General features: G+C 40.1%; 20 protein-coding genes and 1 riboswitch. Of the genes, 12 read left to right on the top strand and 8 right to left on the bottom strand.

All coding sequences use genetic code 11. The features are described 5' to 3' along the window. The first annotated feature begins 172 nt into the window (after nt 1-172). Nucleotides 173-1,312, top strand: coding sequence for a DUF4221 family protein (locus MMU07_RS06460; protein ID WP_241125033.1), 1,140 nt, complete (start codon nt 173-175; stop codon nt 1,310-1,312). Between the two features lie 223 nt (nt 1,313-1,535). Here MMU07_RS06460 and MMU07_RS06465 read toward each other — a convergent pair whose 3' ends face one another. The 6 genes from MMU07_RS06465 to MMU07_RS06490 form a co-directional block, all read right to left on the bottom strand. Then, nucleotides 1,536-2,591: a homoserine O-acetyltransferase family protein gene (locus MMU07_RS06465; RefSeq protein ID WP_241125034.1), complete on the bottom strand. Its 1,056-nt coding sequence runs from the start codon at nt 2,589-2,591 to the stop codon at nt 1,536-1,538. A gap of 42 nt (nt 2,592-2,633) precedes the next feature. Further along, nucleotides 2,634-3,932, bottom strand: coding sequence for an O-acetylhomoserine aminocarboxypropyltransferase/cysteine synthase family protein (locus MMU07_RS06470; protein WP_241125035.1), 1,299 nt, complete (start codon nt 3,930-3,932; stop codon nt 2,634-2,636). A gap of 188 nt (nt 3,933-4,120) precedes the next feature. Next, a riboswitch (SAM riboswitch) is annotated at nt 4,121-4,228 on the bottom strand. A 359-nt stretch (nt 4,229-4,587) separates the two neighbouring features. Continuing rightward, nucleotides 4,588-4,911, bottom strand: coding sequence for a YbjQ family protein (locus MMU07_RS06475; protein WP_241125036.1), 324 nt, complete (start codon nt 4,909-4,911; stop codon nt 4,588-4,590). A 123-nt stretch (nt 4,912-5,034) separates the two neighbouring features. Continuing rightward, the gene (locus tag MMU07_RS06480) at nt 5,035-6,336 is read right to left on the bottom strand and encodes an amidohydrolase family protein (RefSeq protein WP_241125037.1); all 1,302 of its coding nucleotides are present in this window, start codon (nt 6,334-6,336) and stop codon (nt 5,035-5,037) included. Between the two features lie 31 nt (nt 6,337-6,367). Beyond that, nucleotides 6,368-7,750: an amidohydrolase family protein gene (locus tag MMU07_RS06485; RefSeq protein ID WP_241125038.1), complete on the bottom strand. Its 1,383-nt coding sequence runs from the start codon at nt 7,748-7,750 to the stop codon at nt 6,368-6,370. 19 nt (nt 7,751-7,769) lie between these two features. Continuing rightward, on the bottom strand, nt 7,770-9,467 hold the full coding sequence (locus MMU07_RS06490) for an amidohydrolase family protein (RefSeq protein ID WP_336246178.1): 1,698 nt from the start codon (nt 9,465-9,467) through the stop codon (nt 7,770-7,772). Nucleotides 9,468-9,719: 252 nt separating this feature from the next. Between MMU07_RS06490 and MMU07_RS06495 the strand changes: the two genes are divergently transcribed. The 5 genes from MMU07_RS06495 (at nt 9,720) to MMU07_RS06515 (ending at nt 15,599) form a co-directional block, all read left to right on the top strand. Beyond that, entirely contained in the window at nt 9,720-10,082 is a 363-nt protein-coding gene (locus MMU07_RS06495) for a response regulator transcription factor (protein ID WP_241125040.1), read from the top strand. Nucleotides 10,083-10,087: 5 nt separating this feature from the next. Beyond that, nucleotides 10,088-11,680, top strand: a complete 1,593-nt coding sequence (locus MMU07_RS06500; protein WP_241125041.1) for a hypothetical protein — start codon at nt 10,088-10,090, stop codon at nt 11,678-11,680. Beyond that, complete coding sequence (locus tag MMU07_RS06505; protein ID WP_241125042.1) at nt 11,673-13,133, top strand: glycosyltransferase family 2 protein; 1,461 nt, start codon at nt 11,673-11,675, stop codon at nt 13,131-13,133. The genes MMU07_RS06500 and MMU07_RS06505 overlap by 8 nt, the downstream gene beginning before the upstream one ends. 10 nt (nt 13,134-13,143) lie before the next feature. Next, nucleotides 13,144-14,385 (top strand): YaiO family outer membrane beta-barrel protein, encoded by a 1,242-nt coding sequence (locus MMU07_RS06510; protein ID WP_241125043.1) that lies wholly within the window; start codon nt 13,144-13,146, stop codon nt 14,383-14,385. Between the two features lie 101 nt (nt 14,386-14,486). Further along, complete coding sequence (locus MMU07_RS06515; protein ID WP_241125044.1) at nt 14,487-15,599, top strand: hypothetical protein; 1,113 nt, start codon at nt 14,487-14,489, stop codon at nt 15,597-15,599. Here the strand turns inward: MMU07_RS06515 and MMU07_RS06520 are convergent. Then, nucleotides 15,596-17,626, bottom strand: coding sequence for an LTA synthase family protein (locus MMU07_RS06520; RefSeq protein WP_241125045.1), 2,031 nt, complete (start codon nt 17,624-17,626; stop codon nt 15,596-15,598). The genes MMU07_RS06515 and MMU07_RS06520 overlap by 4 nt on opposite strands. An 89-nt stretch (nt 17,627-17,715) precedes the next feature. Between MMU07_RS06520 and MMU07_RS06525 the strand changes: the two genes are divergently transcribed. From MMU07_RS06525 to MMU07_RS06550, 6 genes are all read left to right on the top strand, one after another. Next, nucleotides 17,716-18,261, top strand: a complete 546-nt coding sequence (locus MMU07_RS06525) for a class I SAM-dependent methyltransferase (protein ID WP_241125046.1) — start codon at nt 17,716-17,718, stop codon at nt 18,259-18,261. Nucleotides 18,262-18,436: 175 nt separating this feature from the next. Then, complete coding sequence (locus MMU07_RS06530) at nt 18,437-18,703, top strand: DUF3253 domain-containing protein (RefSeq protein WP_241125047.1); 267 nt, start codon at nt 18,437-18,439, stop codon at nt 18,701-18,703. Nucleotides 18,704-18,746: 43 nt separating this feature from the next. Further along, nucleotides 18,747-19,400, top strand: a complete 654-nt coding sequence (msrA, locus tag MMU07_RS06535) for a peptide-methionine (S)-S-oxide reductase MsrA (protein WP_241125048.1) — start codon at nt 18,747-18,749, stop codon at nt 19,398-19,400. Between the two features lie 65 nt (nt 19,401-19,465). Further along, nucleotides 19,466-19,975, top strand: coding sequence for a DUF4920 domain-containing protein (locus tag MMU07_RS06540; protein ID WP_241125049.1), 510 nt, complete (start codon nt 19,466-19,468; stop codon nt 19,973-19,975). Next, nucleotides 19,968-20,393, top strand: a complete 426-nt coding sequence (locus tag MMU07_RS06545) for a hypothetical protein (protein WP_241125050.1) — start codon at nt 19,968-19,970, stop codon at nt 20,391-20,393. Before MMU07_RS06540 ends, MMU07_RS06545 begins: the two co-directional genes overlap by 8 nt. A 5-nt stretch (nt 20,394-20,398) precedes the next feature. Then, entirely contained in the window at nt 20,399-20,608 is a 210-nt protein-coding gene (locus tag MMU07_RS06550) for a hypothetical protein (RefSeq protein ID WP_241125051.1), read from the top strand. A 38-nt stretch (nt 20,609-20,646) separates the two neighbouring features. Here the strand turns inward: MMU07_RS06550 and MMU07_RS06555 are convergent, their stop codons facing one another. After that, complete coding sequence (locus MMU07_RS06555; protein ID WP_241125052.1) at nt 20,647-21,540, bottom strand: HAEPLYID family protein; 894 nt, start codon at nt 21,538-21,540, stop codon at nt 20,647-20,649. Nucleotides 21,541-21,564: the final 24 nt, after the last annotated feature.

Genomic DNA, 21,564 nt, shown 5'->3' on the forward strand with positions numbered 1-21,564 from the left:
ATAGAAGTTACAAAAAAACAAATGCTGCAGAAAGGTAAATGTGGAGGAGTGAACTATACTTTTTTAACCTTTCGGTTTTTTCGAATAAATGGTAAATGAAATTACCTATTTGGATTTAGGCAATGCTGTTTTTTGATTTCAATATGCTATCTTGTTAGTTTAATTCAGTCCTATGAAATACCTGCATCCTGTAAATGGCTTTCTTTTGTATTTGCTCCTATTTTGGTCATGTTCAGCTCCAAAAGAGAAGGAAACTAAAACTGAACTCGAGTTTGTGGTCACTGAAAAATTCAAAACCTTTCCTTTGCCTGAGGACATCGGGCATTTGGATTTGTATTTTCAGTCTATAGAGGACAAGTATTTTTTTCTCTTCGATTACAAAACCAAGCAACTCTTGACCTATTCCATCCCTGAGAACCGCCTGCTCAAAACCATCAAGTTTGAAGAAGAGGGGCCTGCCGGTGTCGGGAACAATATTGCAGGTCTTTTTATCGAAAGTCCAGATGTGATTTACCTGACTGCGGGTATCAATACACTTTTCAAATTTGATGGTGATGGCAACTTGCTCCAAAAAACACCGATCAATGTAGAGGGATTGGAAGAAAAAGGAATCAGTCTTTTCTCTAACATTTTCACATTGGCCAAGGACGGATTTTATTTTCCTGCCTTTCCAATGGTATTTGCATGGACATCGGTTACTCCCAAGGAATTGACTGAAATCCCAAACCTCATGAGGTATGATACCCTTAGCAAAACATTTACTCCGGTAAGTTACTTTCCTGAGGAATTTGTTGGGGATAACCTCAACAAGTCAATCTTTCCTTTGCTGTCTTTGGGTCCTGACGACATGCCTGTCATCAACATGAATTTTAGGAATATTTACCGGTTGAAGGAGGGAGAAATTATTTCTTCATTTGCCGGACATTCTGCTTTTCCCAATGATCCGCCGATATCTAAATCTCCCAATATGTTTGAGGACATGCCCGAGATTATGAAGATCGTAAACCACGTAGATATTTATACTGACCTGTTTTATTTCAATAACTTGGAGCTGATGGTAAGGGTCGCAAAATTTGAGGATGTTCCTGAAAACGTGTTTGAAACAGGTTCTTTTTTGGCTTCAAAGTGGGGTTTGGTGTTTTTGGATAAGGAATTCAACAAAGTCGGCGAAATGGAATTGAAACCGGATAGGTATCATGGCCAATACATTTTTGAAGACGAAGAGGGGATTTGGATCTCTACCGATCATCCGGACAACCCGGCACTTTCTGAAGATTTTATAAGGTTTCAATTGATAGAGATAAAAAATTAAGGGATCTGTTTTTGCAGAATCCCTTATTATTTAAAATGTATGTACGCGATTATGCCAGTAGTTTGATATCCATTTAAATTCTTATGTAAGGACTGAAATGCCCGGTCCATCGTCCCGATAGCCATCGGGATTCCGACTTCGGTCTTCCGTTCCCATTGAAGAAGAATATTGGGTTACTTGCAAAGAAGCATAAATCCATGTTATTCAAAATCCAGAATCTTAATTACCCGTTGTTCTCCAGATAAAATCCCTTCAGAATATACTGCAACTGCCCATATTCGATAAGAAAGGCATCGTGGCCATAAGGTGATTGGATTTCTCTGTAGGTTCCTTTGGGAACATGCCGGGATATGAATTGGGACTCTTCTTTGAGGAACAATAAATCCCTGTCCACTCCGATTGCCAATACTTTGGAGGGAATTTGTTGAAGTACTTTTTCCGGTCCCCCTCGTCCACGCCCAAGGTCATGACTGTCCATGGCTTTGCTCAGCACCCAATAAGAAAATGCGTTGAATCTGTTTCCGAGTTTTTGGCCCTGATACCTGAGGTAGGAGGAAATGCGGAAGTTGTCGAGTTTTTCTTCGGTATCGCTCTGCTTAAGTGCAAAGTCCTCAGGATGTCTGTAGGAAAGCATGGCAATTGCCCTTGCTGCTTCCATCCCTTTTTTGCCGGCATCTGCTTGGTTTTCTCCCCAGGTACAATCGGCTTCGATCGCCATTCTTTGGGTTTCATTGAAGCCTATGGTCCAGGGTGAAGTCTTGGCATTGGAAGCCAGGATGATGGTGTTTTTGACATGATCCTGCAGCAGGTATGCCCACTCTATAGCTACCTGTCCACCAAGCGAACCTCCAATGACGGTATTGATGGTATTGATTCCAAGATATTCTCTGAGATGATCCAATGACCTTGCCATATCTCTTGTGCTGAGATTTGGGAAGTCATAGTAATAAGGTTTGCCTGTCAGGGGATTTTCTGAAAGGGGACTGCTAGATCCGTAGCAAGAACCCAGCAAGTTGGCGCAAACGATAAAATACTTGCCCGGGTCATAAAATTTATCTTCTCCTACCATACCGTTCCACCATTCTTGGACTTTGGCATCTCCTGTGAGCGCATGGATGACCCAGATGACATTGTCCTTTGCTGTGGTCAGACGTCCTTGGGTGGTATAAGCCAGTTGGAATCCGGGAAGAGACTCTCCGGACTCCAGGTCAAATACGCCCTCATGCGTGTAGGTTTCTTGCGCCATATCAATAATCAGGTAGTTACTTGCTACATTCATTACTTTACTATTGGGATTCTTCTCAGGTTTTCCTGAATTTTATTAACTGTTGAAAGCGTGTTCTAAATCGGCTTTGATATCTTCAATATGCTCAATACCCAATGAAATCCTCAAAAGGGTAGGGGTGACACCCGCGGCAGCTTGTTCAGTTTCACTCAACTGCTGATGCGTCGTTGCGGCAGGTTGAATGATCAATGTTTTGGCATCACCGACATTGGCAAGGTGGGAGATCAATTTGAGGTTGTTGATAAAGTTGGAGGTGCTCTCTTTGTCGCCTTTCAGTTCAAAACTCAAAACCCCACCGAAACCATTTCTCAGGTATTTCTTGGCGAGTTCATGGTAAGGAGAGGATTTCAAACCCGGATAATTCACCTTTTGCACTTTAGGATGTGCCTCTAGCCATTGTGCAATGGCGAGTGCATTGTCCACTGTTCTTTGGACCCTGAGGGATAAAGTCTCCAATCCTTGAATCAATAAGAAAGAGTTGAAAGGGCTCAATGCCGGTCCAAAATCTCTCAGACCTTCAGTCCTTGCACGGATGATAAAGGCCAAGTTTGGAAGTCCTAAGGGGTTGTTTTCTCCGAATACTTCCCAAAATTTCATTCCGTGATAACCTTCTGATGGTTCTGTGAATTGAGGATATTTTCCGTTGCCCCAATTGTAATTCCCCCCGTCGACGATAACTCCTCCAATGGAAGTGCCATGTCCGCCGATCCATTTGGTGGCAGAAGCGGTGACGATATTGGCACCATGCTTCAAGGGCTGAAACAAATAGCCGCCGGCACCAAAGGTATTGTCCACGATGACAGGCAGGTCATGTTTTTTTGCCATGGCGGCAATGGCTTCAAAATCCGGAATGTTGAATTCAGGATTACCTATGGTTTCCAGGTAGATGGCTTTGGTCTTGTCGTCAATCAATTTTTCAAATTCCTTCGGGTCATTGCCCTTTGCAAATCGTGCTTCAATCCCGATTCTTTTGAATGCTACTTTGAATTGGTTGTAAGTACCGCCATAAAGGAATGAGGTGGAAACGAAATTTTCTCCCGTCTGTAGGATATTGTTGAGTGTGAGGAATTGGGCAGCCTGTCCGGATGCAGTGGCCAAAGCGGCTACGCCACCTTCCAATGCAGCAATTCGTTGTTCGAAAACATCCGTGGTAGGATTCATGATCCTTGTATAGATGTTTCCGAATTCTTTTAGGGCAAAAAGGTTGGCCCCGTGTTCTGCAGAATTGAACACATATGAGGTTGTCTGGTAAATTGGCACTGCACGGGAATTGGTTGTAGGATCTGGAGCCTGTCCGGCGTGCAATTGCAACGTTTCGAAGCGATAATTTGACATGGTGTCGATGGTTTATGGTGTGGTTAAAAATTATAAATTTTATAAGGATTAAATTTAATCCTTTTGGTTTGGTAAAAGAAAAAAATAATTGAGTATCCAGGATGCCCAACAACTTTTTCGTTAAAAATTGATGAAAATTGGTTTGAAGGAAGTGGGGCAATAATAATTGGTGAATCCATTATGTTAAGAATTTATATTTCCAGATAAAAAATTTTACCTGGCAGGATTTGGCACCTTGGATTTTCCTGGTTGCCAGAGGGTCGCAGAGCCTGTCTCTTACCTCTTCTTTATAAATCCCTACACAAAAAGTGAAAGGACATTGCAAATAAATAGTTGAAATGCCGGATATGCAAGACTCATGAAAAATATTTTCCTATGTAGTCTAAAATATGTTTATGGTCAACCAGATTAGACAATGACGTAAACAGACTTATCTATTTGGGGTTTTGAAAGAATTTTTGAGAGGACTGTTTTTTATTTGGTCTAAAATCTGATTGTCAAAAAGTAAAGGCTTTAAGAAAAGCTACCTTTTCATCCGGTCAGTTGATTGGGACAGGATTGAGTTCGTAAACTTGACTTAAAACCTTTTCTGGAAATACTTATATCCCACCTTGGGCTTTTACGAAGTGGGTTCAGGGAAAATCGAAATCTTGAATTAAAAGACTTTCTCAATCTTGACAGCAGTGCCTGCTGCTGTTACCATCAGCATACCATCTCTGATAGTCTCATAATCCAAGTCGATCCCCACGATTGCGGTCGCGCCAAAAGCCCTTGCCTGCATTTCCATTTCGGACATGGCAGTGGCTTTCGCCTCCCGTAATACCTGCTCATAGGCACCTGACCTGCCGCCTACGATGTCAGTGATGCTGGCAAAGAAATCTTTAAAAACATTGGCGCCGATAATGGTTTCGCCTGAAACAATGCCGAGGTAGGCAGTAATTTTATATCCCTCTAGACTTGGAGTAGTACTTACTATCATTTTTTTATGGTTTATGATTCAACATTCTTACGGATACCAAGACAATTGGATATCTCTATTTTCAGCAAGTTAACAAAAAAATAAACCGCAGCTTTTTGGGCTGCGGTTTGATTTTGGATCAAATCAATTTTCGACAAGTCCCGGTGACCGCTGCAAAAATTCCTGGTACAGCTTGATATGTCTGTTGCTCATCGGTACCCTATAGCCGTCTATGAATACATGGCGGATCTGGGTTTTGGTTTCAAAAGGATCTCCTGTGGATACAAAAAGAGTCGCATCTTTTCCCTGCTCGATGGAACCCATTCGATCAGCAACGCCGAATACCTCGGCGGCATTGATCGTGACGGCTTTCAAAGCTTCTTCTTTGCCCATGCCATAAGCAGCGGCAAAACCCGCATTGAAAGGTAGGTTTCTTGTGTTTTCGGCATCATTGGACCTGATGACCACTTTCACACCTGCTTTGGCCATTTTGCCGGGATTGGTATAAGCTGCATCAAAACGGTCAGAATTCCTCGTCGGGATCGAAAGCATGGGCCCTGTGATGACAGGGATTTTGGAGGCAGCGATTTTATCAGCCACTCTCCAACCTTCAGCCACTCCTGTAAGGATTGCTTTTACATTTTTGGATTGGATCCAGGCTATCGCTAAAGTGATATCTGATGCGGCATTTACTTCTACCAAGAGAGGTAATTCTCCCGCAACAACTTTTGCCAATTGTTCCATTTCGGGATAATAATCTAAGGCCGCATCGGCTTTTTTCAATTGGTAGAAAGTTACTGCCCTTTCCCAGATTTCATTTAGGGTTTTTTCGGCTTTTTCAGCTTCTTTTTTGATGTCCTCATCGCTCCTTCTATCCCGAGTACTGCGACGTGCAGAGGAAGGGAAATTCATTACGACACCTTTAAAACCCGCATACATTTGGTCTGCTGTATAGCCGTTGAGGTTGATCAAGGCAGCTGTTCCGGGAAATAACCCTCCCGAAGGTACGGCCAATGTAGTGGTGACACCACTCACCCGTGTAACAGGGATGGCCACGGAGTTGGGGTTGACAGCTACTAGCGCCTGCATGTTTGGTGTTACCTGACCGATTTCTGCGTAATCCTGTGTTTCAGGTACAGAATTGACTTCGACCAATCCAAGTCGGCTTCCTCCATCAAACATTCCCGGATAGATAAAATGTCCGGTACAATCTATCACCTCAGCATCTCCCGCAGGAATGTTTTTTCCTACAGCTTCGATTTTTCCATTGGATATGAGCACGCTTCCATTTTCGATATTGCCTTTGGTAACAGTGACAATGGTTGCGTTTTGCAGCAAAAACCTGCCGTTTCTAGGCTTGATAAATTCCCCATCAAATTGGGCATTAGCCAATAGTGGGAGAACCAATAAAGCGACTGTAAATATGATTTGGTTTATCTTCTTCATCTTCAGTATGTTTTGATCTTCCATTTAGATTTTAGTGTTCGTGGTCGAATAAGCTTCTACCAAAGTTTGTAAAGAAGAAATCAACCCCGTGCATACACTTGTGATCATGCTCTTTTAGGAATATAGGTTCAATGGATTCTGTTGCTGCTACCCTCAATCTCATGTCATTAGGATCCTCATTGATGTCAAAATATTTGACACCATCCACAAAAGTCATCTGAGGGATGGCATAAACCGATAGTGGATGATCGTTGAAAATGACCAAATCAGCCTGTTTGCCTTCTTCGATGGAACCTACTTTGTCTGCAATGCCAAGTTGTTTGGCAGGATTGATAGTGATCAGGGCCAAAGTTTGCTCGTCAGTCAATTCGCCATAACGTTGTGCTTTTCCGGCTTCATGGTACAAGTGACGGATCAATTCTCCTGAATCTGAGTTGATGGAAGTGATGACTCCGTTTTGGGTAAGTATGGCAGCATTGTAGGCTGTGGAATAATACACCTCAAACTTGTACGCCCACCAATCCGCAAAAACCGAAGCTCCCATCGTGTAGGCTGCCAATTCAGGAGCTACTTTAAAGCCTTCATTGACATGGGAAAACACGATATTGGTGATGCCAAATTCTCTACAAACATTGATCAACATGTAAATTTCATCTGCTCGGTAGGAATGGCAGTGGATGATGATTTTCCCGTCCAAAATATCCACTAGAGTCTGAAGACGTTCGCTGTATTTGGGAGGGACGGGAGTAGCTCCTTTTACTTTAAGGGCATTGTTGTAGGTTTCCCAGGTTTTTTTGTATTGAATCGCATCATTGAAACCATTTCTGATTACAGCCTCGACACCCATTCTTGACCTTGGCTGGATCCCGTTCCCTCTTCCATGAACTCTTGTTGGATTTTCACCTAAGGCGAATTTGATGGTTCTAGCGGCATCTTTCATGATCAAGTCATCGGGATTTCCGGAGCCATAGCGGTGTTTGAGTGTGATGTTTTGTCCTCCAATGGCATTAGCTGAACCATGCATGGCATGCGAAACGGTCACCCCACCTGCGAGTGCCCGGTACAAACCGATATCATAAGGATCGATCACATCCGCCATTCTTACCTCAGAGGTAATCGGTGCAGTGCCTTCATTGACAGCATCCAACGCCACATGTGAGTGGGCATCAATGATGCCGGGCATGACGTATTTTCCTTTTGCATCAATAGTGGTGACATTTGAAGCAGTGAGTCCTCTTCCTATTTTTTTGATGATGCCATTTTCTACAAGGACATCGGTATCCTCCAATACTCCTTTTGTGATAGTGAGTACAGTGGCATTTTTGATTAGTACAGACCCTTTTTGGGTTTGGGAATTTGCTGGATTCCAGCCCATCACCAATAAAGCTGCTATTATAAAGATTGTCTTTTTCATGATTTTCGGTGATTAGCGATTAAAATGATTTTGGTTTCTTAGTAGCATTCATTGGAAAGCTTCCGAATTCAGAAAGAGAAAGGTTTCCGGATATTTGATCTCCGCTTACTTCTCCGCTAACATTCACTACCAAAGACATTCCTCCTGCAGCCACATCAAATGAAAAAGATAAATTAGTACCGGAAAGGCTTATGTTTTTCATTTCAGAACTTGCTTGGCCTCCTCCCGCAGGATTGTCATAGGTGATGGTTCCCTTGTAGGAATCCCCTTCTTTTTTGATTTCCAGGGTTCCTGATGAACTTCCTGCCGGTGTATCAGAAGTATATTCCCAAAATCCATCAATGGCCACAGACCCATTGCTACCATTCTTTTCTCCACTACCGTTTTTCTTTGCTTTCACTTCGTAGTCATACATAAAGCCGTCGGCCACAACATGCTTAACCTGAGCTTCCTCGTCGAGCAATGGAGCAGTCAAGATGACCATATTCGCTAACTTTCCTTTTTCCAAAGTCCCGGCAAACTTTTGAATGCCTAGAATATTGGCGTTATTTATGGTGAGTGCTGCCAAGGCAGTATTTTCTGTCAATCCATTTTCAGCCATCACCCGAAGATTCTTGAAAGTGTCCCCGCTTTTAGCTCCCATAGATGTAAATCCAAATGGTATACCTGCTTCTTCTAAAAATGAGGCCTGCTTCAATATGTTATGATAAGCATCCTGAATTCTTTTTGTTCTTGCCTGCATTTCTTCAGACAATTCTTCCATTTTGGCTTTGGTAACTTTGTCATCCGGTAATTTAAGTGAAAGCAATACGTTGGCATTTGCTGCTTTTATTTCATTAGTAACCTTCTCTACATTGGATACGCCGACCAAAATAAGCCTGAATCCATTTTCTTTCTGTAGAGATAAGGCCCTTCTGATTTCGATGTCGTCAGATACTTCAAACAGAACAGGAATATTTTTGTCTACTACCGGGTATAGCGCTTCGTAAGTCTTGTTGATTTCAGGTCTGTTAAGTCCTGCATTTGAGGCAAAAAGTTTGCTATGTCGAGAAGACAGCTCAGTATTTTTATAGACATCCCTGAATTTTGCCATAATTCCTAGAGGGGTCCCCGGATAAGCCCTAGAACTTCCTCTTGCACCTTGAAATCTTACTGCCAAAGCTGAATTTTGTGATAAAATATTAGTAGAAGATTGGTTGCCAAAAACTACAACTGCTGTTTTTCCGGATATCATGCCGCCTTCAGGTACTATCTGTGCTATGGTAAAACCACTCTTTCTCCAATCATAAATCTGATTGTTTTTGTTGTCATAAACATCCATCACATTTCTCCAAGGGGTAATTCCTGCCATTTCATCAGAGGGATTGGCAGGGTTATAGTTGGAAGGCTTTTCAGGGTCTGCAAATTTTCCAACTCCGGCAGTGCTTGCTCCGTCGATAAATCCTGGATAGATAAATAAAGAGTCAGCCAGTATCACCTGTGCCTCTCTAGGGATGTTGACGTTGGTACCTACTGCTTCGATCAGGCCGTTTTTGATCAAAATCGTACCGTTAGTAATGGTTTTTCCCGGGGTTGTGGTGATTGTGGCATTCTTAATCGCTATGGTTCCGGTTACTCTTTTCTCTCCACTCGGATCGCTTTGCGCCTTGATATTTTGAAAAGAAAGAAATAAAGCCAAAACCAATACATATTTGAATGCCTGAATCTTAGGGTTCATAATCATATTGTTTGCTTGAAATGGTGGAAATATTCAATTGGTAAGCTAACAAAAGAAAATTTTTCAAAAAAAATTTATTTTTTTTAAAACCCATAAACGGTTAGGAACGGCAAATATTTTTTTATGTAATACATTTTACTCCTATTGTATTTTTTCATAGAAATTTTTCAATTTTTCGAGAGTTTCAAAGCTTGTTTTTTTATTTTTTTTACTTCTATATTTAAACTCTTATCACCCAAAAGATTGAAAAAAATGAAAAATATCCTAATTATTGAGGACGATAGACTGATATCCAGTTTGTTGAATTTTAGACTAAAAAAGGATGGATACCACGTCACAACTGCTGAGGACGGATTGACAGGAATGGATGCCATCGATGCCTCTGAACCCGATCTTATCATAACCGATGTGATGATTCCTTTCAAAACAGGTATCGAAATCATCAACCATGCGAAGAAGGTTTATCCCAAAGTGCCAATCATTGTTTTAAGCTCCCTTGGAGAAGAGGAAAGCACTGTTATGGAAGCTTTTAATTTAGGTGTATCTGACTTTGTTCCAAAACCTTTTAATCCTAATGAGCTCGCAGTGCGTGTTCGCAGATTAATCAATAACTAAATGAGATGAATCGATCGGGCAGGCGGTATTTGCAAAAGTTGCTGCCGCTACTTTTATTGTTAATTTTTCCGATTGTCTACTCATATGCACAGGATTCTTTAAGGCTTAAGGTGGAATCCCGACTTTTTGAGGTTTCCCAAGAAATCACAGGTCTTTCTTTTATTTTTCGGATTAAGGAAAATGAAGAAGACCTTTCAGTTTTTTCCTTAAAGCAATCTGCCCGCAAGGGAGAATGGGTTTCTGACACGCTTTCCGACTATAATACTGCTGCCAAGCTAAGGGATACAGTCACTTTGACTTTAGGAAATGAAGGGGAAATAAGTTTTTTGATTTTCGGCAAAGAGGCGGAGGTTGAACCTACTTACGAGTTTTTGGAAAACATGGTTCGAAACGAGCTTTTGTTGCCAAATGATGTGATGGAAAATCAGGGTTTTGAGGAAGGGACACTTTTGGTACTGGCTTCCAAAGTTCCGTTTACACCTTATTATAAGTTAAAAACCAAGATATTGAATGACACAAAAATGTTGCTTTTGATATCTACCCTTTTCTTATTTTTGATTGCATCGGTGATCTTGGTTTCCATCATGTATGTGGTCAAAGTCCGGAAAGGAAAAAGGGATTCTCTAACCCTAAAATTCAAAGAATTGAGTTTTGAACCAATTTCAAATCTGCTTTTCGAACATACTTTGGAGGAATTGCAAGGGTTTGACAGAAAGAAATTAGAAAGTTTTTTTCCTGTTGACCATTTAAAAAATAAACTTTTTAAAGATGTCATGATCATGGAAATCATTAGCCTCAACAAAAACATGAAAGGTGATTTCAAATCTAAGCTGAAGATAATTTATCGAAAACTTGGTTTGGATATACATTCTGTCAATAAACTTTCCTCAAAAAAATGGGATGTCATCACTTCTGGAATAGTTGAAATCAACGAAATGGACGTGGTGGAGGCTGTAGAAAAAGTCAAGAAATTTGCAGGATCAGAGAATTTTAATGTCAGGACCAATGCCGTAGCGACTCTTTTGAACATCTCCAACGATCCTGAGCTTAAGGTCTTAGTAAATCAAGATTACCCTCTGTCCAAGTGGCAGCAAATGGTTTATTTTAGAATTATCAAATTTATCAACAACAGCCACGAAAAAGTAAGGGTTGATTTTTTATTTGAATCCAAAAATGAATCTGTACGGGTTTTTGGATATAAACTTGTCAGGTACCTTGGACTGTTTGAATTGCTTGATATTCTTTTGAATAAGTATAGGGAGGCTTCTACTACTGAAAAGCTGGAAATGATAAAGTGCTTTGATGCATTTAGTTACCAAGACGCCCTTGACCTCCTTCACAGGGATTTGTTCACAAATGAAAAGGCATTGTTTTTGGGAATTGTTTCGGTTTTGCAAAACATCGGCAATCCAATTTCAGAAGTTATTTTGTTGGAAAAACTAAATACAAGTTTGGATTTTGAATCCAAAAAGGCAGTAATGCAAACCCTAAATGCTTTAAATCCTGATGAATTGGCATCTTTGAACGCCAAATCTCAAGACCTAGAAGTCAACCAGATTTTTGATCATCTTATGGATCCCGTATTGATTAATGTATAATTTACTTTTGGACATATTGGTTGAGGTTTTTGGGATACTGTTTTTGGTATACAGTTTTTCGATCATTTTATTTTACCTCATCATGACGGTGCTTTCAGCATTGGAAATGAGTGACCATCTCAAGAAAAATAAATTTGCAGACTACAAAGATGTCATCACCAGTCCTGTAACCCCGGGGATTTCGGTCATTGCCCCTGCTTTCAATGAAGGGCAAAACATAGTTCAGAATGCCAAAAGTCTTCTTACACTGCATTATGGTAAATATGAGGTGATCATCGTCAATGACGGATCCAAAGATGATTCACTTCAAAAGATGATTGAAAGTTTTGATCTGGTAAAGACCAAATATGCCTATTACAAACATGTCGAAACCGGTATTATCAGGGGCGTCTACAAGTCCACAAACCCTTCTTACGCTAAACTCACCCTGGTTGACAAAGAAAATGGGGGTAAGGCTGATGCCCTCAATGCCGGTATCAATATCGCAGCCTTTGAAATTATTGCCTGTATCGATGTGGATTGTATACTTTCCAGTGACTCCCTTATCAGAATGGTGAGACCATTTATGGAAGAAACCAATAGAAAGGTAATCGCAGTAGGTGGCGTTATTGGAGTTGCAAATAATTGTCAGGTAAAAGACGGTACAGTAACTGAATATCGAGTTCCGGAAACACTATTGGGAAGGTTTCAGGTTATTGAATATTTCCGGGCTTTTTTGATGGGTCGAATGGCCTGGACCCGGATTAACGGCTTGATGCTTATATCGGGCGCTTTTGGTTTTTTTAACAAAGAACTGGTTCTTAAAGTAGGCGGATATTTCCCCAAAACGGTAGGTGAAGATATGGAGCTTGTCGTCAGGATGAGGAGGTATATGGAGGAAACGGGTCAAAAATACAAAGTAGGATTTGTACCGGACCCCTTGTGCTGGACTGAAGTACCGGAATCAGAAACCATCCTTTCCAAGCAGAGAAACAGGTGGATGAGAGGTACAATTGAGACTCTTCAGCTTCACAAAAAGATAAAGATGGATCCAAAATACGGGGTTTTGGGCTTGGTTTCATACCCCTATTGGTCAATATTTGAAAAGGCGGGCCCTATCATCGAGATGGCGGGTTTCTTATATACGTTTTATATGATTTTCACAGGGGATATCAACGCTTTGTATTTTATTGGCCTTTTTGGATTGATGTACGTGTTTTCAGTGATGATTTCCTCATTCAGTATTTTGTATGAGGGAGTGGCTTACAATAATTACAAAGACAAAACTGACCTCAATAAATTGATGAAGACAGTCTTGTTGGAGCCTTTTCTGATCCATCCCAAAATCATCCTTTGGGGGCTTAGGGGACATTGGCACTTTATCAAAGGTAAAGGCGGATGGGGGGAAATGATCAGGACTGGATTCAAAAAGGCCGAGGATAAGAAAAAAATCAAATCACCTATTCAGCTTTAATTATTAGGTTATGAGAAATTTTACAACATTATTTTTTTATGGTATCCTCATTTTGGTAGTGGCACAGCCAAAATCAGGATGGGCACAGGAAACTTTTGACCCGGATATGCTTTATCAAGATGCCCGAAAGTTAATTTTGGAAGGAAAAAGAGGGGAGGGAAGGACTATCCTTTCTAAAATTTTGGGAAAATATCCGGAGTATGGAGATGTTCTGATTTTGATGGGAAGGTCTTATGCTTGGGATGGCAAATATGATTCAGCGGCTATTTATTTTGAAAAGGCGTTGTCAACAAGTCCGACATATGAAGATGCTTATATCGCTTACATTGACGATTTATTTTGGAGCGAAAATTATGAAAGGGCTGAGGCTGTTATTGGAATGGGACTAGAAAAAATCGGTCCACAATCCATGGCTTTGAAGTACAGGTCCTCAAGACTGTATTATTATAAAGAGGATTACAAGACAGCAATCAAAATTGCCAATGAGGTGTTTGCCAAAGCACCAAAAACAGAAGGTCTGCTTGGATATATCGAAACCCTGAGAAGAAAGACACGAATCAACGCTGCCGGTGCTACATATGATTATGACTACTTTTATGGCGACCTAAGTCCATGGAATACTTACACAGTCTATGGACGAACCCACACGGATTTTACAGGTTCACTGATAGCAAGGGTAACACATTCCGAGAGATTTGATGGAAGAGGCAGCCAAGCAGAATTGGAGGCTTTTCCTTCATTGGGCAAAAATAAATACGGGTATTTCAATGTGGGATACTCGCAGTCTTCATTTTTTCCAAAATTCAGGTTTGGGTCAAGTATATTTTGGAACCTTCCAAAAGCTTACGAATTAGAAGCAGGATACAGATTGCTCCAATTTTCTGATGTCACCCACATCATTACAGGTTCTGCCGGAAAGTATATCAGCAATTGGTGGCTTAATCTCAGGCTTAACTTCATTCCGGGGAAAAGTGGCTCTTCCAGCAGTGCCAACTTTCAGACGAGGTATTATTTCCGTGGACCGGAAGATTTCTTTAGCATTCAGCTCTCTACGGGTGTTTCACCTGATGAGGAAACCCGTGATTTTCAATCCCAATTACTAAATTCCTACAGGGCCCGCTTAGGATACCAGCACCTTTGGACATCTAGGTGGATGGGCTTTGGGTTTGTGGGCTATTCAAGGGATGAAATTTCTGAAAGTCAATTCCGTAATAACCTCAATGTTTCGATAGGTACTGAATTCAGGTTTTGATGGGTAATTTTCTTAACAAATATTTCTCTGTTGAATTCCGCGTTTTTTTTCGGGGATTTTTGGTTGTGTCGTTTATTTTTATCCTAATCCCTTTGACAAGTATGCTGGTTTGGTACTTGATTCCGGCTGCTTCCATGGGGGTGGTGGTCTTTGACAAAACTGTTCCCAGCCAAAACTTCCAAGAACACCAATCCCTGCATTGGCTGCTCAACCATTTCAAGTTCACGAAAAGTGATGGCAATATTTTTGACGAGTCAAAAGATTATTTTGGGTTTTTCCCTGCAAAGGAAAAAGGCGAATATAAAATCGAGGATCTTTCAGGGCAGACTGAATCGCAAAAACAAAGGGTTCTTGATCAAACCAGTCTCGTTTATTTTGCGGATACTTACGGCGTATATGAAAATGACCTGAGAGAAGAACCTTCTCCATTGCCTTCAAAGAAAATTTATGGAGGAATGGATACTATGGACCTGAAATTTCTAAAGCAAGCCTATGATGCAGAAATCGACATCATTGCTGAATTCAACACCATTGCAAGTCCCACAAAAAAAGAGGTCAGGAGAGATTTTGAGGAGCTTGCCGGTATCAAGTGGACAGGATGGATAGCACGGTATTTTGATGAACTAGATACGATGTTGAATGATGAACTCCCGCCTTGGTTGGTAGCGAACTACAGACGGCAGCATCAGGAAATGTGGGATTTTTCAGGGCCGGCTATGGTTTTTTTGCATGAAAACGGACAGATTGAAATCCTGAAGGATGAGGTGGAGGTAAAAAATACGGTACCCAATATTATGTCAAGCCTCAAAAGCCAAAAAGCTTATGGAATTCCTGAGATAGTGAAATATCCCTATTGGATCGATATCATTTTTGTAAGTAGGGATTATGAGGTTATTTCATACTATGACCTTGCCCCTACAGAGGCAGGTATTAAAAAACTTAGCGAATTGGGCTTGCCAAGGTATTTTCCTGCAGTGGTGATGAAGAAAAATGGTGCCGGAAGATTCTACTATTTTTGTGGTGACTTTGCTGATAATCCTGTTTCTGGAATTTTATTTAATTTTTATGGAATAGAAAAACTCTGGAGGATGTTCCTGCATTCAGAAGATTATTCTCAACGCAACAGTTTCTTCTGGAATTTCTATTATCCTTTGATGGGCAATATCCTAAATGATACTTATCAGCGGAATGAAATCAGCAAAAAACCAAATTAATATTTAGGAATGTACACAGCCAAGGAATCCGGGACGATTCTATTGTTTCCTGTGGCATACCTGTTGGAGTTTTTGTAGGTTTCAAAATCCGATTGCAATTTTTCCTTCATGGCGACATCTGATATTGGTTCTAGGCCCATATTATCAAAAAGCTTGTAAAGCTGGTTATCCGCAAGGACAAACTCCCCACTTATAAAATCGACCAATTGGTTTTTATTACGCATCAAGGGATGGGAGATTTTGGATTGGAAGGTGGATGAAGTATCCATTACATATCCTTTCCAAGCCACTTTTGAGGGTAATTGAAGGTCAAATCTGTTTTCAAGCAAACTCAATAAAGTAGGAGTGATCTCAAAATGGCTGCTGACTCCATGCATTCTTTTGGACCGGGCGAGTTTGGGAGAAAATATCATGATAGGAACATGAATTCTGTCAATGGTCGTGGCAAGGGGAATCTCCGGAAGCCTGTGGTCTCCGGTGATGATAAAAATAGTGTTTTTATAGTTAGGCAGTTTTTGATAAGCATCAAAAAACTCCTGAATAGCCTCGTCCACATAGAGTATACTCGAATACATATTTTTATACTTATAGTATTCAGGTAATTTTGAAGCCGGTATTTTAAGTTCGCTCTTGATAAAATCCTCAAACATTAAGAAATATTTTTCCTCATCGGGAATAAGAAAAGGATCGTGGGAAGTCTGTGTCTGAAAAATGCTTATTTGAGGTTGACTGGTGTTGACCGGTAATTTTCTCATCCCGTTTTCAAACATAGCTTTGTCAGGAAATCCCCAAGAAAAACCTGATTTGGAAGGAGTTTCCTCAAAATCAGCATCAAAGGAAGTCATATCTAAAATCCGGTCTACTTGCTGGTATTGGAGAAAATGATTGACGTTGTCAAAATTTTTGTCTGCCCCAATATGGTAATTGATGAAATAGCCATTGGTTTTAAGCAATGAAAGTAGGGTGTGGTGAAGAGGTAGGTTTGGTGCCTGATCCATAAACCCTTTTTGAGCAAAAGGCAAAGAACCAAACATGCCGGTCAAAACCCCAAAAGTCCTTCCTGTGGTCGAGAGCCCGTTTTTCCAATATAGTGAATGATCACTCAAAGAATCTAAAAATGGGGTAAAGCTTTTCAAATAAGCATCTTCTCCCGAATAGGCTTTGCCAAGACCTTCTACTATGATAAAAACGATGTCAGGCAAGCTGTCAAACTCCTTAAAATATGGACCCAATACATCTGGGTAATTATTGGTATGCAAAAAAGGATATTCCATTTCGGTCAAATCTTTATTGACAAGTGCATCCTCTGAATTAGTGGAAGCAAGGAAAAAATCAAAGTACAGATAATCATTCGAAGTAAAATAATCATACGATTGGTCATAAAAGTAAGATGATTTGTTTGCAATAAGGTTACTTTCAAGTTCACTCGGATGCTCATTTTGAGCATGTTTCATCAGGTCGGTACCGATAATATATGCATAACAAACTACTGTCAATACCATGGCGGAATTAAATCCCATCGGCATCCACCTACCTAATCCAAGTAAGATGTAAATCAAGACCAATATAAATACGGTGCCCAAAACATTCAAAAGGTTCAGTTCACCGGAAGCTTTGATGGTGAGGAAAATATCATTGATTGAATAAGCATAAAGGTCAGTACCGAGAGGAAGTAACATTTTAGTGAAATAGAAAAGAAGGCCTCCCTGAAGTACGATAAGAAGTGTCAGGGTAGTTTTGACCAAAATTCTACTCGCTATCGGATACAGAGTACTCATCAAAGTATTCAAAATCAAAAGGAAGCCAAGGGTGTAAAAGGCCCATTCAAGGTCATAAACCCATCCCATTAGGGTGATATGAGTTTTTGAGTATTGCAGACTATGGATATTGAACACCAGAAATACCTCTACCAATCTGAGGATGATAAAGAAAATCAGAAAAGGAATTGCCAATTTCCAAAAATTGATAAAACTGAGTTTAAGGTTAAATAATAGATTGGATCGTATTTGAGCTTGCGAGGATGACATATTTGCTTTTTGGTAATACGTATTTATTAGGCAGAAATTACAAATATAAATTTTCTAAAATTCATATCTTTCGTAATTAAATAAAATCTATGAACAATAAGGGGGCATTGCTCAAAGAGCTTTTTACGAATCTTTCAACTACCGGAGCAATTACTTTTAGTTCTAAACCTTTGGTAAATAAAATGTTATCCTATGCCAATTTCCATGGAGCAAAACTTCTTGTAGAATTGGGTGGTGGAGATGGAAGTATCACTCAGGGGATTGTGGAGCGTATGGATCCCGATGCTGTTTTGTTGGTTTTTGAAATCAATAGACCTTTTTGCGACAATTTGGAGAAAATATTTCCGCAGGACAACATCAGAATAATCTGTGATTCAGCGGAAAATATAGACCATTACTTAGAAGGTAAAAAGGCGAATCTGATTCTATCTTCTTTGCCTTTGACTTTGATACCAAAATCTTCCCGAGAGGAAATTTACAGGAAGTGCAAGGGAAATATTGTCGACAATGGCAAGCTTATTCAAATCTGTTATTCATACCTGCTTAAATTCCAGTTTGGAAGATACTTTGAGGAAATCAAAAGTCATCTGATGTTCAAAAATTTCCCTCCTACATTCATCTTGGTTTGTGAGTAATAATAAGTAGTTGATTTTGTTTTAAAGTATCAAACCTGTTTCTTTTCTATTATCTAAATGGAAATGTGATTTTGGGATGATTACAATTATTCAATGCTCCCAAATATTTAGAATCTGTATTATTTGAATTACTTTGAATAAAGAATCTGATTGAAAACTACCAGTTTTTATCTACATGAGCTATCCTGCTTTCTCAGAGAATCCGAATGTTTTGGCTGTTGCCATCCTGGAGATGTGCAGGTTGAAAAGGGGGCATCCCTTTTATCCTGAGGAAGTAGTGAGGTGGATTTACCCTGAATCATGGCGATATTTTGTGGAGGAAGTGTTGGAGGAGATGATGAAACTTTACCGTTTGGGAAAGATTGAAGTGACCCAAAATCAAATTCCCGTGCCTTTTATAGGAATTCCAAGGGGAGAGGTAAGTATCACCTTTGAGTTTTAAACTTCATTGCCCTCATTGTTGTTAAAGAATCAAAATCGGAACAATGAAAATTCTATCCATTATTTTCAGCTTTAGCATTTTGGCCACGATTGCCTGTGCCCAAGCCCCCACTAAAAAAGATAAATCCATGCAAAACTTACCAAAAACAACCATAAATGTAGAAGAAGGTCTTGAAGTAGCCATTTTAGGTGGTGGTTGCTTTTGGTGTACAGAGGCCATATATCAGGATCTAAAAGGAGTTGAAAAAGTGCTGTCAGGATACAGTGGTGGGCACGTGCATGATCCTACTTATAGGCAAGTAACCTCAGGCACCACCGGTCATGCAGAAGTGATTCAGGTAGTGTATGATCCCAAGGTAATTTCGTTTGAAGAAGTATTGGAAATCTTTTGGGCCACTCATGATCCAACCACGCTAAACAGACAAGGAGCTGATGTAGGTCCTCAATACCGTTCTGCCGTATTTTACCTTTCTGAGGATCAAAAGCAAAAAGCAGAATTCTTTATGAAGAAATTGGATGAATCCGGCGCATTAACTAAACCAATCGTTACAGAAATCACCCCATTCAATAATTTCTATGTAGCTGAGGATTACCACCAGAATTATTTCAAAGAAAACGGTGGCCAACCTTATTGCCAGTTTGTCATCCGACCAAAGATGGAGAAGTTCAAAAAAGCCTTTGCTGAAAAATTGAAGTAATTGATTGATATTAATTATTGGATTAGATTTTCCTCCTATTTAGTTTTGGGAAAACAACAATCACTATGAAAAAGACATTGATTTATTCCCTGATGATCGCTTTGGTAGGTTTTTCATGCCAGCCAAAACACACAGAAGTCTCTGACTCATCTGCTGAAGAGGTGAATTCAGAAACTGCAGCAGGTAAATTTGGTGCTGATATCAATGACTCCGGCGTGGTCACTTTATCAGAGTTAGTAGCTGAACTTGAAAGTAAAGATGAATTTTCGGGAAAAGTTGTCGGTGAAATCAAAGAAGTCTGCTCCAAAAAAGGTTGTTGGATGACTATTGACTTACCAAATGCTCAAAGCATGCGTGTCACTTTCAAGGATTATGGTTTTTTTGTCCCATTAAATTCAAGCGGATATCCGGTTATCATTGAGGGTGTTGCAACCAAAAAAGTCACAGAAGTGGAGACGTTGAGACACTATGCAGAAGATGCAGGTAAATCAAAAGAGGAAATCGAAAAAATAACTGAATCAAAACAAGAATATGCATTCGAGGCAGTCGGAGTCATTATCAAGGAAAATGCTTAAATACCACTTCTTTTTCATCCTTTTTGGAATTTCTGTTTTTTCTTGCAGTGAAAAGGAACAACAAAAAGCTGAACCTATTTTGCCACCTAATCAAGAAGCTCCTTTGACAATCTTGATGAGGGAAATGTACCTTGATATGGAAGAAATGAAGGTATCAGTAGAAACGGGTAAGGCCATCAAAAACTACCTCAAAAAGCATAATGGGATTTTAACTGCCCGGCCTACCGATCCAAAAGTGAAAGACATGTCTTTTGACCTTATGGCGAAGGGCTACATGGAGTCACTCAGGGTTTTGGAAAACAGCCCTCCCGAATTGCTTTTGGCCAATTATAAGATTTTATACAGTTATTGTATTGCCTGCCATGAAAGTAAATGTCCAGGACCGATCAAAAAAATCACTAATCTTCAAATTGAATAAAAAGTATGGCCATTGCATTGGATAATCTTAGGGTTGGAAGAGTTTACTCTTTTTCAAATATGGGGGAAAAGAGGAAACTGGAAATTTTAGCAAGGTTGTCAGGAGATAATTTCAAAGTCAAGGACTTGGATACCACGGAGATTTATACAATTGAAGAATTGCTGAGGTGGGGCAAAGGCAAAGATTATGAACTTGACGATTGGATGGAAGAATAAAAAAAAGAGCCTTTGGGGAATCCCAAAGGCTCTTTTTTTTAATGATGAGGTCTGTGACCAGGCTCATAAATAATTCGTAAAAATGAGCTTAAGCCTTGGGTTTCCCTGTTGATAGGAATTCCTGATACTATTCCTATCAATAAATTATCAGCAACTCCAATACGCATTTGTGGGCGGAGTACAGCAGAAAACTTACCATCCTGAATTTCTTTATTGACTTCAAGACCAAGAAAATTTCTTGTCCCTGAAATCATATAGTGGATACTGGTATTGATATCGAAAACTGTTTCTGTAGCTTGGTCAAATTCTCTAATGATCTTTGGTCCGGTATAGACTAAGGTATGGAAGTTTCTTCCCCATCTTTTGGCTGCTACTAAAAATGGATTGAAAACATTCCCTCTATATAGCCTTTCATTACCCCATTGATTGAGATCGGCCAATTCAAATTCATGGATATAACCCAATGCAAGAGATGTTTTGGCTTTTTCCGATACAAGGAAAGACCACTGCCCGGCCACTTTCAGAGATTCCAACCTATTTGAAGGGCGCTCTAATGTGGTTGGAAGCTGACCCCTACCTGAATATATTGTAAGGGGTAGTTCCACTTCAAGCCCAAGTCTGTCTATCGGGGCCCATTCGTATTCTATCAAAGTCTCAAATTCGTCAAAGCCTCTTTTGTCCGTCATTCCCATCCCGATGTTCCATTCCTTTTCGCCTTTTCTTGCGCCAAGGTCACGGATCAAGTCTATATACAAAGGTTCGGCATGGAGGACTTTTGCTTTTTCGGAAGGCTTGGCCTGTTCAGTTTCTGCCAAATACAAACTATCTCGGATTGACCTTTCCAGCTTTACACTATCTGATTTTGATTCCTGCGAATAGGAATATTGGACAGCCCAACATAGGAATGCCACAATGAAATATATTTTTTTCATTTTAAAATTTTATGATTTTTTGTA

Source organism: Cognataquiflexum nitidum (assembly GCF_022538055.1).
In the GTDB taxonomy this organism is placed as follows: domain Bacteria; phylum Bacteroidota; class Bacteroidia; order Cytophagales; family Cyclobacteriaceae; genus Cognataquiflexum; species Cognataquiflexum nitidum.

Coding starts and splice junctions, on each gene's coding strand:
- MMU07_RS06460 (WP_241125033.1), top strand. CDS start 173: ATGAAATACCTGCATCCTGTAAATGGCTTTCTTTTGTATTTGCTCCTA.
- MMU07_RS06465 (WP_241125034.1), bottom strand. CDS start 2,591: ATGAATGTAGCAAGTAACTACCTGATTATTGATATGGCGCAAGAAACC.
- MMU07_RS06470 (WP_241125035.1), bottom strand. CDS start 3,932: ATGTCAAATTATCGCTTCGAAACGTTGCAATTGCACGCCGGACAGGCT.
- MMU07_RS06475 (WP_241125036.1), bottom strand. CDS start 4,911: ATGATAGTAAGTACTACTCCAAGTCTAGAGGGATATAAAATTACTGCC.
- MMU07_RS06480 (WP_241125037.1), bottom strand. CDS start 6,336: ATGAAGAAGATAAACCAAATCATATTTACAGTCGCTTTATTGGTTCTC.
- MMU07_RS06485 (WP_241125038.1), bottom strand. CDS start 7,750: ATGAAAAAGACAATCTTTATAATAGCAGCTTTATTGGTGATGGGCTGG.
- MMU07_RS06490 (WP_336246178.1), bottom strand. CDS start 9,467: ATGAACCCTAAGATTCAGGCATTCAAATATGTATTGGTTTTGGCTTTA.
- MMU07_RS06495 (WP_241125040.1), top strand. CDS start 9,720: ATGAAAAATATCCTAATTATTGAGGACGATAGACTGATATCCAGTTTG.
- MMU07_RS06500 (WP_241125041.1), top strand. CDS start 10,088: ATGAATCGATCGGGCAGGCGGTATTTGCAAAAGTTGCTGCCGCTACTT.
- MMU07_RS06505 (WP_241125042.1), top strand. CDS start 11,673: ATGTATAATTTACTTTTGGACATATTGGTTGAGGTTTTTGGGATACTG.
- MMU07_RS06510 (WP_241125043.1), top strand. CDS start 13,144: ATGAGAAATTTTACAACATTATTTTTTTATGGTATCCTCATTTTGGTA.
- MMU07_RS06515 (WP_241125044.1), top strand. CDS start 14,487: ATGCTGGTTTGGTACTTGATTCCGGCTGCTTCCATGGGGGTGGTGGTC.
- MMU07_RS06520 (WP_241125045.1), bottom strand. CDS start 17,626: ATGTCATCCTCGCAAGCTCAAATACGATCCAATCTATTATTTAACCTT.
- MMU07_RS06525 (WP_241125046.1), top strand. CDS start 17,716: ATGAACAATAAGGGGGCATTGCTCAAAGAGCTTTTTACGAATCTTTCA.
- MMU07_RS06530 (WP_241125047.1), top strand. CDS start 18,437: ATGAGCTATCCTGCTTTCTCAGAGAATCCGAATGTTTTGGCTGTTGCC.
- msrA (WP_241125048.1), top strand. CDS start 18,747: ATGAAAATTCTATCCATTATTTTCAGCTTTAGCATTTTGGCCACGATT.
- MMU07_RS06540 (WP_241125049.1), top strand. CDS start 19,466: ATGAAAAAGACATTGATTTATTCCCTGATGATCGCTTTGGTAGGTTTT.
- MMU07_RS06545 (WP_241125050.1), top strand. CDS start 19,968: ATGCTTAAATACCACTTCTTTTTCATCCTTTTTGGAATTTCTGTTTTT.
- MMU07_RS06550 (WP_241125051.1), top strand. CDS start 20,399: ATGGCCATTGCATTGGATAATCTTAGGGTTGGAAGAGTTTACTCTTTT.
- MMU07_RS06555 (WP_241125052.1), bottom strand. CDS start 21,540: ATGAAAAAAATATATTTCATTGTGGCATTCCTATGTTGGGCTGTCCAA.